This window comes from Bradyrhizobium sp. P3_C3, assembly GCF_056402655.1.
Genome location: NZ_JBFUGY010000047.1, coordinates 1 through 15,310, shown reverse-complemented (window position 1 = coordinate 15,310; position 15,310 = coordinate 1). Strand labels below are relative to the sequence as shown.

Below are 15,310 nucleotides of genomic sequence, written 5' to 3'. Positions count from 1 at the left end.
CCTAGGGCGACGTGCGCCAACGCGCCCCTGTCAGAAGTAATAGCGAACCTCGTACGAAGCGCAGCGCGGGGTTATAGTACATTTGCTGAGGCTGATGCGGCAGGCGCGGTATCCCAAAGCGCAACGTGTGATCCGCCCTTAGCTGTGTTCAGGCGTGCACCGTGTCTTTTGATTCGGAACACCGCATCGCCTTCAAAGTTGGAAATTAAGTAAGCTACCCGCCGTCGGCGGAGGTCGCAACGCGTTGAAGCGCCGCGGGCCCCAAATTCAATCTCTCTTGCCGAATAGGCCGTCGACAACTTGTCTTGCGGTGTCGCCGATGACACGGCCAGCGCCTCTGTCTCCTTTAGCCATTGCAGACATAAAGGAGAGGGCCTCCTTGAACGTGACGTGCGGCGGCAGCGGAGCCACCTCAGAATCTGTCTTCACTTCCAGCACGACAGGGCGATCGCTCGAAAGGGCCTCCTGCCATGCGGATGCCAGGCGGCCCGGGGAATCAACGAAGATCCCCCTGAGCCCGAGCAGTTCGCCAAATTTGGCATAGGCAAAGTCGGGGATATCCTGCGAAGCCTCGAATCTGGGGTTTCCCTCCATGACCCGCTGCTCCCAAGTGACTTCATTGAGGTCCTGATTGTTGAATACACATACGATCCATCGCGGATCCGCCCAACGCTTCCAGTACTTCTGGACCGTGATGAGTTCGGCCATGTTGTTCATTTGCATTGCGCCATCGCCCACAAGTGCGATGACCGGCCGGTCCGGATGGGCGAACTTGGCCCCGATGGCATAGGGGACTGCTGCGCCCATCGACGCCAAGCCTCCCGAAAGCGATGCAACCTGGCCCTGCTGCACCCGGAAATCGCGGGCATACCAGTTGGCGCAGGATCCGCTGTCACTGGTCACGATGGCGTTAGCAGGTAGCAAGGGTGACATTTCCCAAACGACGCGCTGCGGATTGACGGGATTGGCTTCCGCCTTAGCCCGACCTTCCAGCTTCTTCCACCACCCAGTTATGTTGGTCTCGATCGTCTTCGCCCATTCCCGGTTCTCCTTGCGCTGGATTAGGGGCAGGAGCGCCTTTAGCGTTGCTGCGGCATCGCCGTGGAGGCTGACGTCGACCGGATACCGCAGCGACAGCATCGAGGCTTTGATGTCGATCTGGACGGCGCGTGCGGCCCCGTCTTTGGGTAAGAACTCCGACCAGGGAAAGCCCGTGCCGACCATCAGTAGCGTATCGCAGCCTTGCATGAGATCCCAGCTTGGCTCGGTCCCGAGCAGGCCTATCGCGCCGGTAACGAACGGCAGGTCGTCCGGCAACACATCCTTGCCCAGCAATGCCTTCGCAATGCCGGCGCCGAGCAAGGTCGCCATTTCGATGAGTTGAGGAGCGGTGCCACGAGCGCCCGCGCCGACCAAAATGGCTACCTTCTTGCCGGCATTCAGGACCTCGGCCGCCTCGGATAAGTCCGCATCCTCTGGAATGATCTTGGGTTTGGAATAGCCCACTCCAGACCGCGTAAATCCGTGCGCCACCGCGGGCTCTTCGTATTCCTCGTCCTGAATATCTTTCGGCAAAATAATGACGGAAGGTGTGTTGTCGGCCTTAGCGACCCTGATGCTGCGGTCAAGGAGGTGCCGCACCTGGGCAGGGGACGAGGCTTCCTGTACGAAGCCGGCGACGTCCGCAAACATCCGGTCTAAGTTAAGTTCCTGCTGGTAACTGGCACCTCGAACGGTTGCTTCAGCTTGCCCGCAGATAGCAAGAACGGGAGCATGGTCCAGTTTACCATCGTACAATCCCGTGATGAGATGAGTTGCTCCCGGGCCGCCGGTCGACAAGCACACCCCTAATTCACCTGTGAACTTGGCGTGCGCGACCGCCATGAAGGCGGCCATCTCCTCGTGCCGCACCTGGATGAATTCAATGCTGTCGGCGCGCTGCAGCGCGCCGATCACACCGTTGATGCCGTCGCCCGGATAGCCATAGATGCGGCGCACGCCCCAAGCGTGGAGCCGTTCGACCACAAAATCGCCGACCTTCACGCTCAAGCCTCCGAAGCAGCAGGGAGCGAGGCGCTTTTCTCGATGAGGCCTTGTTGTTTGAGATCACCCCAGAAATCCGAAGGGATCTTGGCCTGGAGCGAATTCCAGTCCTCCTGGATCTGTTGAGCGCTCCGTGCCCCCACGACCAGAGCGACCGCGACGTCGGCCGCCGCCGAAAACTGAAGTGCGGCAGTTCGGAGGTCCACGCCATACCGAGAGGCGATCGTCCTGAGCTTCTCCCGCTTCTCGATGACAGCTGCGGGAATCTTGAAGTTCTCTTTTCCGTAATTGTAACGTGGACTTCCTGAGATGAAGCCGGCGTTGAGAGAGGAGCCGATGACGAGCGAAACGTTCTTTTTTCGCACGACCGGGAAAAGTTCGTTCACCGCACTTGCGTGATCGATCAACGAGTATTGGCGGGCGCACAGGCAGACGTCAGGATCCGCATCTTCCATGACTTTGAGGATGGGAAGCGGGGTATTCACGCCGATGCCCCAAGCGCGGATGATGCCCTCGTCACGCATTTTGGAGAGCGCCGGAAACGCGCCTTTACGGGCGATTTCGTACTGTTCTTCCCAGCCGTTCGGAAAGAAGGCGAAATCCGGCGAGATGTCGTGCACGAAAGCCACGTCCAGGCTGTCGACGCCGAGGCGCTGCAGGCTGTCTTCGATCGAGCGGCGCACACCGTCCCCCGTATAGTCAAAAATGATGTCATTGGGCGAATCTGACAGCGGATAAATATCCGCATGTTTGTTGTTCTTTGACGCCTTGAAAAGCTTCCCGACCTTCGACGAGAGCATATAATCTTCGCGCTTCTGGTTATGCAGAAAATGACCGAAGCGACGCTCGGAGAGTCCGAACCCATACCAAGGCGCCACATCGAAATATCGAACGCCCATCGCCCATGCGCTTTCAAGGGTTGCCTCGGCTTCCTTATCGGTATGCTTGTTGAACTCGTTCCCGAGGGAAACGCCACCGAGGCCGAATCGGAATTCCGGTTTGAAGATCTGTCGCGCGCGGTCATTCATAGAAAATCCTCTATATTTGTCGGGAATTGAACGACGGGCGCGAGAGCCGGTTCCTAGATGTAAAATCACAGGAGCTCGGGCTTTCGGCGCTAAGGGACGGCCGGTGACCGTTACGGAACCGGTCATTTCCCGGAGACTTTCCTCTTCGAGACGGCCACAGCGTTTCCGCGAGTGGCGAGGAACCGTACGATGGACAAGTCGCTGATCGGCGATAAGGGCGAGCAGAATATCCATACAGACGACGGTTTCGTCCGCGTCCGCGGAGCCCGCGAGCACAATCTGAAGGACGTTTCGCTCGAGATACCCCGAAATGCGCTCGTGGTGTTCACGGGCGTGTCCGGATCCGGGAAGTCGTCGCTCGCCTTCGGGACCTTGTACGCAGAGGCCCAGCGGCGTTACTTGGAATCGGTCTCACCGTACGCCCGCCGCCTTTTCCACCAAATGGCAGTGCCCGAAGTGGCCTCGATCGAGGGGCTTCCCCCCGCGGTCGCTTTGCAGCAACAGCGAGGCTCGCCGACGACAAGGTCATCAGTCGGCAGCGTGACGACCCTGTCCAATCTGCTGCGGATGCTGTACTCGCGCGCCGGCGACTATCCGCAGCATCAACCGTTGCTATATGCGGAGTCGTTCTCGCCCAACACGCCCGAGGGCGCTTGTCCCAACTGTCATGGCATCGGACGCGTCCATGCGGTCGACGAACGTTCGCTCGTTCCCGACGACACGTTGACCATCCGCGAGCGGGCCATAGCCGCGTGGCCAAGCGCGTGGCAAGGCCAGAACCTGCGCGATATTCTCGTTACCCTCGGCTACGACGTAGACAGGCCGTGGCGCGAATTGCCGAAGAAAGATCGGGACTGGATTCTGTTTACTGACGAGCAGCCGACCGTGCCGGTCTACGCCGGCTATACGCCTGCCGAGACGAGGCGGGCTCTGAAGCGGAAGGAGGAGGCGAGCTATCAAGGTACTTTTACCGGCGCGCGCAAATACGTGCTGCAGACGTTCGCCACGACGCAAAGCGCTATGATGAAACGCCGGGTGGCGCAATTCTTGTCGAGCTCGAATTGCCCAGTCTGCAAGGGGAAGCGGCTTAAACCCGAGCCGCTGTCCGTCACTTTCGCCGGAATGGACATTGCCGAGGTTTCGCGACTGCCGTTGAACCAGCTCCGCTTGTTGCTCGGCGGGCATCTCGACAAGAAAAGGAATCAATTCGTCGGCCATCCTGAGAAGGCTCTCGTGGTGCAACGGATAACGGAGGACATGTCGGCACGCCTTGAAGTGCTACTTGATCTCGGTCTTGGCTATTTGACGCCCGAACGCAGCACGCCGACGCTGTCGCCAGGCGAGCTACAGCGGCTTCGATTGGCGACGCAGGTCCGCTCTAATCTGTTCGGAGTGGTCTATGTCCTGGATGAGCCCTCTGCGGGACTGCATCCGGCGGACACGGAAGCCTTGTTGCGCGCTCTCGACCGCCTGAAGTCGGCCGGCAACTCGCTCTTCGTCGTCGAACACGAGCTCGATGTGGTGCGGCACGCCGATTGGATCGTCGACGTCGGCCCCGACGCAGGCGCGCAGGGAGGGCGTATTATGTACAGCGGTCCCCTGGCAGGACTGAAAGACGTGGAAGCGTCTCGGACGCGACCTTACCTCTGTGGCCAGCACGGGAGGGTGGCAAGGCCTCCACGAAACCCCCGCGGATGGCTCAAGCTTCGCGGTGTTACGCGCAACAATCTCAATCGGCTAGACGCGGAAATTCCGCTCGGCGTGTTTACGAGCGTCACGGGGATTTCGGGATCCGGCAAGTCGAGCCTCATTAGTCAGTTTCTTGTCGATGCCGTGGGCGACGAACTGGGCCAGCGCAAAGAGGCGGGCGACGAGGACGACAAGCTAGAGACTCCGGTCGAAACCTTAGGTGGCGAGATTGCGGAAGGCCTCGATGACATCAAGCGATTGGTAGTCGTGGACCAGAAGCCGATCGGCCGTACGCCGAGATCGAATCTCGCGACTTACACCGGCCTGCTGGATCATGTTCGCAAGATATTCGCCTCAACCAAACAGTCGCGTGCAAGGCGCTATGACGCGGGCAGGTTCTCCTTCAATGTAGCGAAAGGCCGTTGCGAGACGTGCCAAGGGGAAGGCTTCGTCTGTGTCGAGCTTCTCTTCCTGCCGAGCGTTTACGCTCCCTGTCCGACTTGCAAAGGCGCGCGGTACAACGCCAAAACGTTGGAGGTCAAGATCCGGAACAAATCAATCGCTGACGTGCTGGCGTTGACTGTGGACGAAGCGTTCGAGTTCTTCAGTAGTGAGGATTTTCTACGTCGTTGTCTGGGCGTGCTTCGCGACGTCGGGCTCGGGTATATCCGGCTCGGCCAGTCGGCGACCGAACTGTCAGGAGGCGAGGCGCAGCGGGTCAAGCTCGCCACCGAGCTGCAACGGGCGCAGCGTGGTCAGACACTCTACGTATTGGATGAACCGACGACCGGACTGCATCCCTCGGACGTCACCAAGCTGATGAGACAACTGCACGGCCTCGTCGCGGCGGGCAACACGGTCGTCGTGGTCGAGCACGACATGACGGTGGCTGCCGCCAGCGACTGGATCATCGACATCGGGCCCGGTGCCGGCGACGAAGGGGGTCGGATAGTGGCTTCAGGCACGCCGTCGCAGGTCGCGAAGAAATTGCGGAGCCGGACAGCGAATTATCTCGCAGCCGTTCTCTAACATCCTGAATCCGCGGACGTCGTTATGGGTTCGATTGGTGAGCGTCGCCGAGCTCGTGGTAGCCGGTCGCGAGACATTCCATTTAGCCTCTGCCGCCTTCAACGCCGCCAGGCGCTTATGTAAAAAGGCCAGGATCATGATTTCGTCGGGCGCCAGTTGCGCGTATTGCTTCTTGAATGTTTGAGCTATTTTCGCTTCGATCATATCGACGAATTCGCCGGACATCGCCGAGTTTCCGGATCAGCTTGGTGTCGCCGAACCGGCCTCTATCCGCCAGCGCGGGGCGCGACGGGAGGAAAACAGGTCGCATGGATCACCGGGCGTTTGGGATCCTCCTCTCTGCAACGTTCGGCGATCTGCCATCCGTCGATGCCTCCGGGCAGCTTGACGTCCGTGATGAGAACGTCGCCGACCCGCCGCCCGTACCACGCCAACGCTTCTTCGCCGTCAGCCACATGGATGACCTCGTACACTTCCTCTCGCAAAGCCTCCACCGCGAACTGATAGTACTACTGCTAGTGATAGAGCATTCAACTTGCTCCAGCGATACGGCCTATCAATGGCCGAAGGTTCGCTTCAAGGAAGTCTCGCGAAAATCAAGGCATGAACGCTTGTATAGTCGCCGCAACTTAAAGCGGTCTTTGGACAGCACACGAGCGGAGGGCTGATTGTTCTCAGACTGACGCCGTTGAGCATAGGTCAGGAACATCGCTAGTTAGACGTTTGTCGGTTGGAGTTGCGACCTAAAATCATCGTCGACATCGCAGAACGTGCGATTGATCTCAGTTGATGCGGAACTCCAACAATGCACGGGTTTGGAACGCCACGTCACAAAGCCTGTTGTCGTCTCAGAAATGACCGTTGTGGTCGCACCCCCATTTTCTTGGAGCGTCAGATGAACAAACGCAAACCGGCGACAGCGCCAAAGCGCGCCCGCAATCCGAAAATGGCCATGCGGGCCCAACGGAACAAGCAGAACATTGTTAGAAGCCCGAAAGAGAATTTACTTCGCTCTGTTGCGGCAGTCTCGATCGAACCGCCTCCTAAGCTTCATGATCCTAAACACGAGGTTCCTATCATTGAGCCTCCGGTGGATGCCTTACCAGACGACCTCAGTCAGAGAATGTCGGATAGCGATCCAACGAAAGGCTTTGCTTTAGCGACGGCAAACATGCAGGCGTATCAAGCGAGGCTTCTTGAGATAGCCGAGGCCAACGCGCAATTTGCTTTTGAATTCGGCCTGAGACTTGCGACGATCAGGTCACCAACTGAATTTTTCGGCGTCATTACGGAGTTTACAAGCAGACGGGTCGATATGTTCGGGCAGCATTCGAAAGAATTGGCGGCATATCCGTTCTGGCGCATCAAGCGCCCCCAAGAGCTGACGGCTCTGCCGGGACGACAACTGTAAGCCGTACCCGCTGCGGCAAAGGATGGACGCAAACGCGGATTTCGAATGGGGCGATGCCGCCGCGCTTGCGCGCGTTAGGATCCTGCATGGCGTGCATACTCGTGCTAAATGGTAGCGCGTCTTAGCGCTCGTTCCGCGTAGGCGTACTGGCCAGACAGGAGATTTTGCAGGATGATCTCGACGTCGGTGTCAGCCCCATCTGTCTCACGCCAGGCGCAACCGGCGCGCGGGCCGAAGTCTTCAAGCACCAGATAGATGTCGCGGTCGAGGCAGTCGGCCGGCATGATCGAGGGCGAGGAACGCATACGCTACTCCGATACGACAAGGGCGAGAGACGGCCCCGGCTCCGGGGAAACAAGGGGGTTTAGGCCGGGGCCGCTCCGCCAGCTCTGGCAGCGAGCCAGCGACGATTCAAATCTTCGCCTGCTCTTGTCGTTCCCCTTGAGTCCCTTGTCTTAGAAGAAAAGGGCCCCAGCTCAAATGGGGGATGAGCTGGGGCCTAGAGGTTACCCTCGACGAGCATCGAGGGCGTCGGGAAAACTTGGCAAATGCAACGATGTTCCTGGCTCGGCAGTGAACCCCCGCGGCCAACAAACTCAACGGAGCAGGGTAGCGCCTGATGCACGCCGATCTTGCGGCCTCGCCGGTTGTGGCAGCGAGCCAGCGATGACTCAAATATTCGCCGCCATTGTGTTCCCTCATGCTAGCCAACAGGGCGTGCCGCGCCGATCGTGCGGAACGTCGGATACCGACCGAAATAGGCTCGCGAACGAGAATTAGGCCATTGGTAGGAACCAAGGGATTGCTCGCCCTGTTGCATGTTGTTCCTCCCTCTAAGGAACAGCCTCATGGCCGACGAGAACACCAAAAATCCAAATGAGAAACAGCCCGGCGAGAATCCGGACGGCAAGTACCATTTCAATCCTGGGAACATGGCCGGAAAGAAGCCCGGGGATTCGGAACAAACCGCCGAAAACCGTGGCGAGCCGCACGAGGACAAAGAAAAACCCGCCGGCTAATTGCTGGTCACTCGCAGGTGCAAAATAGGCCGGGCGACGCGGGCGTCATCCGATCTTTCGAAGATCGAACTCATTTGCTCCGGTCTCTTTTTCTGCCTCGTTAGCGGCGGAAAGCTTGTCTCTTATGTATTTCGTTAGGTCGCCAACTTCGTTGATCATGGCTTCCTCAGAGACACCTTGACCGCTTGCCCCCTCGACGAGGCGGCGCACGAGATCGTGCACGTTGCGCCGGGCGTCGAATATTGCTCCGCGGCGTGAAAACTGTTCTCAACCCAAAAATCGATGTACTCGCGGACCTTGCTCACCGAAACGCCTCGTACTTCTTTCCCGGGCAGACGTTAAAGTTGGGAAGAAGACATAGCAAGGCCGTCTCGGAAGGCGTTGTTACCAGAGACTGCTTCGACCTATCTGCTCAAGCTCTTCGGTTGCTCCACCAGCGTCGTGTGGCATTCGCAAGATAAGCGTTCCAGAATCTGCCGATCGAGGATGCTGATTTCTCCACGGGCGTAGTGGATGGCGCCGGTGCTCTGTACTCTTCTTGCGACCTCTGTGACCGAGGTGCGCCGCACGCCCAGCATCTCGGCCAGGAACTGTTGTGTTAGATTGATGGTGTTGCTTCCCGCGGTGTCAGCCGTTTGTAGAAGCTATCGGCAGAAGCGCGCCTCAGCCGGCCTTGACGGCCGATGAGTCCGGCGTGAGCGCCACCGAAATCAACATCGGCGGGATATTCCCGTTCTGCGGTCCCGCATCGTCGATCGGCCTGATCGGTAAGGGCGTGTCGGCCTACGTGCAGTCGATCAACGATCAGGGCGGCATCAACGGCCGCAAGATAAGTTACATCGCGATGGACGATGCCTATAGTCCGCCGAAAGCGGCAGGGTACGGCACCACCGAACGGCGCCCACCATCGCCACCACGCATTGGGCGACTCACACGCCGGGTGAGTTGGGACTTCCGGCGCCCGGGGTGGAATTGAAGCTTATCCCCGCCGGCGATACTTTTGAGGCCCGCGTGCGCGGCCCTAACGTGATGCCAGGCTATCTCGGCGGGCCGGATTTGACGTCGGCGGCCTTCGATGAAGAGGGGTTCTACCGGGTCGGCGACACCATCTCGTTCGTCGATCCTGCCAACCCGAGCCGTGGTCTGCGCTTCACCGGCCGGGTTTCCGAAAACTTCAAACTCGCCAACGGGACATGGGTGGCGGTCGGCAATATTCGGGCCGCGGCACTGGCGGCCACCCCCGGTGTGCAGGACGTCGTCATTGCCGGCGAAAATCGTCAATTCTGCGCTGTGCTGACTTGGTTGAATCCGGTCATGGCCAGGCAGCACGCCGCCAACGCCGATGGCAACCTGAATTGCGACCCCGGCGTGATCGCTTTTCTCCAACAATGCCTCCGAACTTACAATACCAGTGTCGGAAGCAGCGAACGTATCTGCGCCTTCACGCTCCTTGACGAACCGCCCTCGCTGGCGGCCGGYGAGATCACCGACAAGGCTTACATCAATCAACGCGCCGTCCTCACCAACCGGGCGGCGCAGATGGAGCTGATCTATTCGTCCGAGCCATGCGGCCAGGTGATCGTCATTTAGGCGATTGCTCTACCGGAGTTCATCGCAGCCAGAGGGCATTGCCATATTCCAGTTGCAGCCGCTCCGTCGACTGCAGCGCGACGTCGACGTTTGCGCGCGCCGATTTCAATGCGCGTGCCAGAACCGGGGCGTGGTATGCCGCCTTGGCAGGCGGACGGGACTAAGCCTGATTGCGAGAGGGCAGCGGGGTGCCGTCGACCAGATCCGTCGGAACTGCCTCCTCGTCGGCGCCTGCCGCTCGGCCTTCGAGGATTGCGTTCAGTCGGGCCAGATCGAGTTTGCCCTCGGTCCGCGAGATCACGATCGTCGCCACGCCATTGCCGATCACGTTGACCAGCGCGGGCCTCGCTCATGAACCGGTCGATGCCGAGGATGAGCGCCATGCCCGCGACTGGGATGGTGGGGACAACCGACAGCGTCCGGAACCTTGCGAAGGATACTAAGTTCAATGAACCCGCGCCGGGCTCGTTCGCTGCGGCGTAAATAGCCAATATCAGGGAACCCCGCCGTGCATCGATCGATCGCAATCGCTTTCGCAATGACCTTTTCTTGCGTCGCCGCCACGGCATCGGCCGAGCAATGCGAGGACAAGCTCCAGCAGGATAAATCTCAGCAGAACTCAGCCGACGAGGCCCAAGTGAGGGGCGATCTCAAGGCCGGTTCGCAATGCGCTACTCCAGGCGATAAGGAAGAGTCAGCAAAGAAGAACGAGGACAGAGCCGCAAAGCTCAAGAGCGAAGGGAAGGTGGAAGACCACACCACCACCGGCCAGCCAAATACCAAAGAATAAGGCCAACGGCGATGCAACCGCAATTTGTATGTCTGCTTAGGATGAGTGGCATAACGCAAGCTGAGCAAATTAACACCGCTAGCCACCCGATGCCTCACGTCACTCGATTACATCGTCGGCACCAGCGAGAAGCGTCGCCGGCACGCTAAGACCCTATTTGCGGTCGCAAATTACCAATTCGAATTTTGTCGATGCCACCGCCAGCTGGGTGAGGTTCGGCCATCGACGGCGCGGAGATCGAGATCAAAAAAGCCCTGTGACGTCTGTAAAAACCTGAGTTTTCGCGTCATTCAGGTCCAATAATCGGGAATGCCGCTTGTTTCCAACGTCGGTTCCCAACTTGGAACTTCCGGCTTTGGAGTTCGTTCAGCCGGGATAGGAGAAGCGCCATGATCCTTGAAAGCTTCGATCGCCGTACACTCGCCAACATGGAAGCCGCGCTTGAGCGGATCTGCGACGCCAGACCGGACGGGGCTGATCACGAATTAAGATCCTTGATTGCCGACAGCATAGTCGCCTGCGCGAGGAAAGGGCAGACGTCGATCGGCGCTCTGACCGAGGCGGGGGAGGCTGCGCTCGCACGCCGGGCCATTTCAGACAGGAAGCAGGCCTGAACCTTTACCGGGCCGCGCGATCCGCAGGCCGAGACGCGGCAGCTTCCTTGCCGGCGCGCGGCAGCCAGCGCCATACGCCCAGCAGGTTGATCACAAGAAGAACGGCGTTCTGGATGATGAGCCAGTTCTTCGGCTCAAATATCCCGTTGGCGATCCATGCGATGGATGCTGCGATGAAGAGAGCGAACCCGCACACGGTGATGCGCGCGTTCCAGTTCGCCGCCACCATGGCGGCTGCGATAATCGACACGGCGGCCGGATTCCAGACGCATCTCTCCGAAACCAGCGAAAGCTCACGTTCCAGCCGCTCGCGCAGGGTGCGCCAGAACTCGGGTGCGAGCTTTGCCGCCATGACTTCGATGACCGCGATATTGTCCCGCTCGGTCTCGTGGCCGCTGCGCCATAGGCCCTGGCCGGGCGCCCGGACAAAGCTGGTCGCGCCGCCGAATTTTCCGGTCATTTCTTCCAGGAATTCCTCGAACCAGCGTTGCGAAACCGGCTCTCCGTCTCCTGCTCTTTCGGCAGGAGAATCTGCACGAGGTAGGATTTACTCATTTTACAAGCCTTGCCCTGGCGCTGCCCGGCCAGCTGCCGAGAAGCGTTTCGGTCGTTAGGCATTCCACCTGCTGCCCGAAGCGGTTCATGTAGATGTTCATCATGGAATCATGCGTTTCGTCAGCCGAACTGCACAGTGCGTCAGTGACAAGAATGACGCGGTATCCCCAGTCGACGGCGCCGAGCACGGTGGCCAGCACGCAGACATCGGTCTCGCCGCCGGTGACGATGATCGCATCAACATGAGCCGCGCGCAGCTGCTCGTGAAGATCGCTTCCTGTCCACGGCGAGTATGTTCGCCGCGATGCGAGGCCGTATCAAGGAAGGCGATGATGTGAGCCGTTCGCTTTCTCAGGATCGCCGCAAGACGGCGAACAAAAAAGCGAAAGCGGGGCAGCGTGACCGGGGGCGACCGCAAGCCCGTCAACTCCAAGGGACGGAAAGAATCGAGTGCCCGAAAGTAACGCAACCCTCGATCTCTTCGGAGGCGTTTTCCTGCCGGAAGGTATGAAGTATCAGCCGGAGTTTCTCTCTGCTGATGAAGAGCGTGCGCTTCTGGCTGATATTGAGAAGCTCCCGTTCAGAGAATTTGAATTCCGCGGCTTCACCGGCAAAAGCCGCACCATTTCTTTTGGTCGGCGCTATGATGTCAACGGCGGCGGCCTCACAAGAACCGACGACATGCCGGAATTCCTGACGGCGCTCCGCACCCGTGCCGAAGCTTTGGCCGGCCCTTGCGTCTCACAACTTCCAGCAGGTCCTCGTGACCGAGTACGCGCCCGGCGCCGGCATCGGCTGGCACAAGGATCGCTCCGTCTTTGGCGATGTTGCAGGCATTTCACTGCTCTCTTCCTGCACCTGCAGACGGCCAGTATTGTATCTCCTACGCGCACTCTCGTGAGCCCGGCACGTTCTGCACAGGGTCAGCGGAGTATGGCTGTTGGGGTAGCTCCGGACCTCTCCCGCGGAGTAGCGGCACTTGTCGCTGTCGCAATTGGGGTTGTTGTTTGGATTATTCATATGGGCCCCGGTCAGGTCGCGATCTGCCTAAAGCGAACGAAGATTGTGACCCTCACCGCGCCAAAAAAGGYGGCTCCAGCGGTAGGGTCGCGAGCATGCTGGAGCCGCGCAGTCACGATGTGCAAAGCGCTCCGGGACGAATTGGACCGGCGCGAAGCGTGATTCAAATGCTGTCGAACGCCAGCGTTCCTATTGAAGACGTGTTGGGCGGGCTACCCCAAAAATTTAATGTGGCAAGGTATCATTTGAGAGCGCGCGGACGCACCGAAAGCAGAGGGTGCTGCCAGTGCGCGTGACAAGCCGCGCGCTCGCGGCCCCGGCGTCCCGGCTCCTGTCCCAGGCCTCCCGTCGCGGCCGCGTCAGCGATAGAGCAGTGCGAGGACCATCAATGCCGGTGCAATCATGCCCAGCAGGATAATTAGCACGATGAACATTCGCTCGTTCACGGCGGCCTCCACCGGGCTAGAGACCTGAGGCGGGACGTCTAGGGTACTCCGATACAACACACAGGCGAAGAAAACGGCCCCGGCTGCAGGGGTTCAAGGCGGTAGACCGGGGCCGCTCCGCCAGCTCTGCCGGGAGCCGGCGACCACTCAAATATTCGCCACCGTTGCGGTTCCTTTGAGCCGGTCACTTCCCGAAACAAGGTGCCGACCAGCTGCCGGGAAACTTCGGTAGTGGCGCGTCGGGCAAGTCCCGGTGCGTGCGCCTTCTGCCCCGCTATCCGCAGCCGTTTCCTCCGGCGCGCCTCACAAATGTTATTGACGGAACAGAGGTATTCGGGAAAACTTGGCAAAACCGGGGAGGCTGGCAGATTTCATTTCGTAAATTTTGAAACCCGGAAGAAGGGCCGCTGTACCAAGGCAGCGGCCCTTGTCTTGTGGCTCGCATTGGCCTGTTTCCGGGCCAAGTGGCGTAATCACAGTGGCTTTTTTCCGTGCTCGCGCCGCCGTCAGAAATTCGCAGTTTCCACCGAACCTTTGCCGTGGTCCGGCCTATCTGGGGATGGTGCCGTTTGTAGTTTGAGGAATCCGGCCAATGACGGAAAACGCACAGCGCGATGCAGCTCGGCGCAATCGCCTCCTAGAGGCGCGCGCAGAAAGAACTAGCCAGGTTCGAGCAGGCCGAAAACCAGTTCTGCAAGAAGGATCAGGCTGAGCGCGCTGTAGAGCTTCGCCGTCCTCTTAAGTTCAACATCCACTGAGTCGCGCCAGCAGCTTCATTCAGCTGTCATGGCACGTTCCTAGCATGTCATGCGACGGGGCTCCGGCGCGCGGCTCTCCGTCCAACCTCGGCCTAGACCACCAGATGGGCGGAGAGCTCGCCGAGCTCCGAACCGTCGCGGCCAAACTAGCTTTTCAAGCATGTTAATGCCGCCCAGCGCGGAACAGGCTAAATTGTGCTTGCAAACCCTACGGTTAGGACCCGTATGCACGAGGCCAATCATGAAGCACCGTCGCCGGTTCAAGCAAACCAATCCCTCGAAGAGCGCCTTGCCGCAGAAGCCGAACGCCTGAGCGAGCAAGCGAAGAAGCTCCCGCGCGGTCCTGAGCGCGAAACCCTTATCCGCAGAGCCAGACAGGCTGAGACCGGCTCGCATATAAGCGAATGGCTCAAGTCCCCCGGGTTGCAGCCGCCAAAGTGAGCGCTGACAGCGCGCCTAAGGCTGTGGTAAAATTCAGCCGAGGGAGAGGTACGCGGCGGGGCGTGCTATGCGGGACTATCAAGCGCAATTGGAAAAGCTGCGGACCGACGCGGCCGAGTGCAAGCTCATCAGCGATCTTGCTACTGACAAAGCCAAGCGGGACTTGTTCGAGAAGCTGGCCAGCCATCTTACGGTTCTCGCCGATCAGGTCGAGACGGCCATGCTCGAACGCAAGGTCCGTGACGGAACTTAGAAGTGGCACAATCTGCATGGACACCACTTTTAGTTGGTGCCTAATTTTAGTTGGTGCATAATTTTCCCTCAAATTCGCGAGGGAACGCCATGACCGAGCGACTTATTCAGGCAGGCATTGTCACCGTAGGCACCGTGAACGCTGGCCTAATCGTTTGGCTAATATTGACGATTTGAGGCCGCCTCAGTTGGCGGCTCGGCCTGATTTGATTTAGATCAAGAGACGCTGGCCGCCATCAGACACGCTGGGCCTCATGGGAAAGCCTGAGGAACAGAGCGAGCCCAAAGAGCCCAAGCCGTCTCGCTTGGAGGAAGCGCGGCGGATCATTGAGGATTATGTCGCTGAGCTTCGTGAGATCGTTCGGAAGCTCAGGCGCAAGATGAACTAAGGCCGCGGCAGTTGGCTGCCTCTTTCCTCCCGAAGATACAACTTCAGATTCGTTGTCGCTGGCCAACTGCCATCAAAGATTGGCGGCATATTTCGCGACTCGGAGGGAATACCCGATGCGCCTTGCATTGCCTTATGTGGGAATTGGTTTTTGCGCGCTTCTCTCGGGCTGGTTGTCCTTTACCCTGATCTATTGAGTGAGTAGGCCGCCCGGGCCTAGCAAGCGCACGTAAGTCC

At 59.3% G+C, this 15,310-nt stretch carries 15 protein-coding genes and 3 pseudogenes; 8 read left to right on the top strand and 10 right to left on the bottom strand.

Annotated features, from left to right (window positions below; genetic code table 11):
- Nucleotides 1-267 precede the first annotated feature (267 nt).
- Entirely contained in the window at nucleotides 268-2,049 is a 1,782-nt protein-coding gene (locus AC1DW2_RS36220) for a thiamine pyrophosphate-requiring protein (RefSeq protein WP_039147039.1), read from the bottom strand.
- Nucleotides 2,046-3,071 (bottom strand): aldo/keto reductase, encoded by a 1,026-nt coding sequence (locus AC1DW2_RS36215; protein ID WP_038936817.1) that lies wholly within the window; start codon nucleotides 3,069-3,071, stop codon nucleotides 2,046-2,048. Before AC1DW2_RS36215 ends, AC1DW2_RS36220 begins: the two co-directional genes overlap by 4 nt.
- Nucleotides 3,072-3,260: 189 nt before the next feature.
- Here AC1DW2_RS36215 and AC1DW2_RS36210 point away from each other — a divergent pair, with 189 nt between their 5' ends.
- Entirely contained in the window at nucleotides 3,261-5,789 is a 2,529-nt protein-coding gene (locus AC1DW2_RS36210) for an excinuclease ABC subunit UvrA (RefSeq protein WP_208088260.1), read from the top strand.
- On the opposite strand, the gene AC1DW2_RS36205 is transcribed toward AC1DW2_RS36210, so the two are convergent.
- Nucleotides 5,718-6,014, bottom strand: a complete 297-nt coding sequence (locus tag AC1DW2_RS36205; protein WP_477008368.1) for a hypothetical protein — start codon at nucleotides 6,012-6,014, stop codon at nucleotides 5,718-5,720. The genes AC1DW2_RS36210 and AC1DW2_RS36205 overlap by 72 nt on opposite strands.
- A 41-nt stretch (nucleotides 6,015-6,055) precedes the next feature.
- Nucleotides 6,056-6,283 (bottom strand): response regulator, encoded by a 228-nt coding sequence (locus tag AC1DW2_RS36200; RefSeq protein WP_080703857.1) that lies wholly within the window; start codon nucleotides 6,281-6,283, stop codon nucleotides 6,056-6,058.
- A gap of 401 nt (nucleotides 6,284-6,684) precedes the next feature.
- On the opposite strand from AC1DW2_RS36200, the gene AC1DW2_RS36195 reads away from it, so the two are divergent.
- Nucleotides 6,685-7,200: a phasin family protein gene (locus tag AC1DW2_RS36195; RefSeq protein ID WP_038936820.1), complete on the top strand. Its 516-nt coding sequence runs from the start codon at nucleotides 6,685-6,687 to the stop codon at nucleotides 7,198-7,200.
- 104 nt (nucleotides 7,201-7,304) lie between these two features.
- Here the strand turns inward: AC1DW2_RS36195 and AC1DW2_RS36190 are convergent, their stop codons facing one another.
- The gene (locus AC1DW2_RS36190; protein ID WP_148311915.1) at nucleotides 7,305-7,505 is read right to left on the bottom strand and encodes a hypothetical protein; all 201 of its coding nucleotides are present in this window, start codon (nucleotides 7,503-7,505) and stop codon (nucleotides 7,305-7,307) included.
- Nucleotides 7,506-8,048: 543 nt separating this feature from the next.
- Between AC1DW2_RS36190 and AC1DW2_RS36185 the strand changes: the two genes are divergently transcribed.
- Nucleotides 8,049-8,219, top strand: a complete 171-nt coding sequence (locus AC1DW2_RS36185) for a hypothetical protein (protein ID WP_166350983.1) — start codon at nucleotides 8,049-8,051, stop codon at nucleotides 8,217-8,219.
- Nucleotides 8,220-8,264: 45 nt separating this feature from the next.
- Here the strand turns inward: AC1DW2_RS36185 and AC1DW2_RS36180 are convergent, their stop codons facing one another.
- Complete coding sequence (locus AC1DW2_RS36180) at nucleotides 8,265-8,441, bottom strand: hypothetical protein (RefSeq protein WP_477008367.1); 177 nt, start codon at nucleotides 8,439-8,441, stop codon at nucleotides 8,265-8,267.
- Between the two features lie 182 nt (nucleotides 8,442-8,623).
- A pseudogene (locus AC1DW2_RS36175) lies at nucleotides 8,624-8,851 on the bottom strand (helix-turn-helix domain-containing protein); the annotation flags it as partial.
- Nucleotides 8,852-8,865: 14 nt separating this feature from the next.
- Here AC1DW2_RS36175 and AC1DW2_RS36170 point away from each other — a divergent pair.
- Nucleotides 8,866-9,093 (top strand): annotated as a pseudogene (locus tag AC1DW2_RS36170) (ABC transporter substrate-binding protein); the annotation flags it as partial.
- Between the two features lie 92 nt (nucleotides 9,094-9,185).
- Nucleotides 9,186-9,809, top strand: a complete 624-nt coding sequence (locus tag AC1DW2_RS36165; protein ID WP_208089628.1) for an AMP-binding protein — start codon at nucleotides 9,186-9,188, stop codon at nucleotides 9,807-9,809.
- A gap of 160 nt (nucleotides 9,810-9,969) precedes the next feature.
- On the opposite strand, the gene AC1DW2_RS36160 is transcribed toward AC1DW2_RS36165, so the two are convergent.
- The gene (locus AC1DW2_RS36160; protein ID WP_374762047.1) at nucleotides 9,970-10,137 is read right to left on the bottom strand and encodes a hypothetical protein; all 168 of its coding nucleotides are present in this window, start codon (nucleotides 10,135-10,137) and stop codon (nucleotides 9,970-9,972) included.
- A gap of 180 nt (nucleotides 10,138-10,317) precedes the next feature.
- Here AC1DW2_RS36160 and AC1DW2_RS36155 point away from each other — a divergent pair, with 180 nt between their 5' ends.
- Both AC1DW2_RS36155 and AC1DW2_RS36150 read left to right on the top strand, forming a co-directional pair.
- Nucleotides 10,318-10,599, top strand: a complete 282-nt coding sequence (locus tag AC1DW2_RS36155) for a hypothetical protein (RefSeq protein WP_148311916.1) — start codon at nucleotides 10,318-10,320, stop codon at nucleotides 10,597-10,599.
- A gap of 389 nt (nucleotides 10,600-10,988) precedes the next feature.
- The gene (locus tag AC1DW2_RS36150; RefSeq protein WP_039147044.1) at nucleotides 10,989-11,213 is read left to right on the top strand and encodes a hypothetical protein; all 225 of its coding nucleotides are present in this window, start codon (nucleotides 10,989-10,991) and stop codon (nucleotides 11,211-11,213) included.
- 4 nt (nucleotides 11,214-11,217) lie between these two features.
- Here AC1DW2_RS36150 and AC1DW2_RS36145 read toward each other — a convergent pair whose 3' ends face one another.
- Together AC1DW2_RS36145 and AC1DW2_RS36140 are read right to left on the bottom strand one after the other, a co-directional pair.
- Nucleotides 11,218-11,673 carry a hypothetical protein gene (locus tag AC1DW2_RS36145; RefSeq protein WP_063777775.1) on the bottom strand — a complete coding sequence of 152 codons (456 nt, stop codon included), beginning with the start codon at nucleotides 11,671-11,673 and terminating at the stop codon, nucleotides 11,218-11,220.
- Between the two features lie 91 nt (nucleotides 11,674-11,764).
- Nucleotides 11,765-12,058, bottom strand: a pseudogene (locus AC1DW2_RS36140) (cysteine hydrolase family protein); the annotation flags it as partial.
- A gap of 2,442 nt (nucleotides 12,059-14,500) precedes the next feature.
- Here AC1DW2_RS36140 and AC1DW2_RS36135 point away from each other — a divergent pair.
- The gene (locus tag AC1DW2_RS36135; protein WP_038936825.1) at nucleotides 14,501-14,686 is read left to right on the top strand and encodes a hypothetical protein; all 186 of its coding nucleotides are present in this window, start codon (nucleotides 14,501-14,503) and stop codon (nucleotides 14,684-14,686) included.
- Nucleotides 14,687-15,310: the final 624 nt, after the last annotated feature.

Bases quoted from the DNA above. Each gene is read 5' to 3' on its own strand.
- AC1DW2_RS36215 (WP_038936817.1), bottom strand. From the start codon at position 3,071: ATGAATGACCGCGCGCGACAGATCTTCAAACCGGAATTCCGATTCGGC.
- AC1DW2_RS36210 (WP_208088260.1), top strand. From the start codon at position 3,261: ATGGACAAGTCGCTGATCGGCGATAAGGGCGAGCAGAATATCCATACA.
- AC1DW2_RS36205 (WP_477008368.1), bottom strand. From the start codon at position 6,014: ATGTCCGGCGAATTCGTCGATATGATCGAAGCGAAAATAGCTCAAACA.
- AC1DW2_RS36195 (WP_038936820.1), top strand. From the start codon at position 6,685: ATGAACAAACGCAAACCGGCGACAGCGCCAAAGCGCGCCCGCAATCCG.
- AC1DW2_RS36190 (WP_148311915.1), bottom strand. From the start codon at position 7,505: ATGCGTTCCTCGCCCTCGATCATGCCGGCCGACTGCCTCGACCGCGAC.
- AC1DW2_RS36185 (WP_166350983.1), top strand. From the start codon at position 8,049: ATGGCCGACGAGAACACCAAAAATCCAAATGAGAAACAGCCCGGCGAG.
- AC1DW2_RS36150 (WP_039147044.1), top strand. From the start codon at position 10,989: ATGATCCTTGAAAGCTTCGATCGCCGTACACTCGCCAACATGGAAGCC.
- AC1DW2_RS36145 (WP_063777775.1), bottom strand. From the start codon at position 11,673: ATGACCGGAAAATTCGGCGGCGCGACCAGCTTTGTCCGGGCGCCCGGC.
- AC1DW2_RS36135 (WP_038936825.1), top strand. From the start codon at position 14,501: ATGCGGGACTATCAAGCGCAATTGGAAAAGCTGCGGACCGACGCGGCC.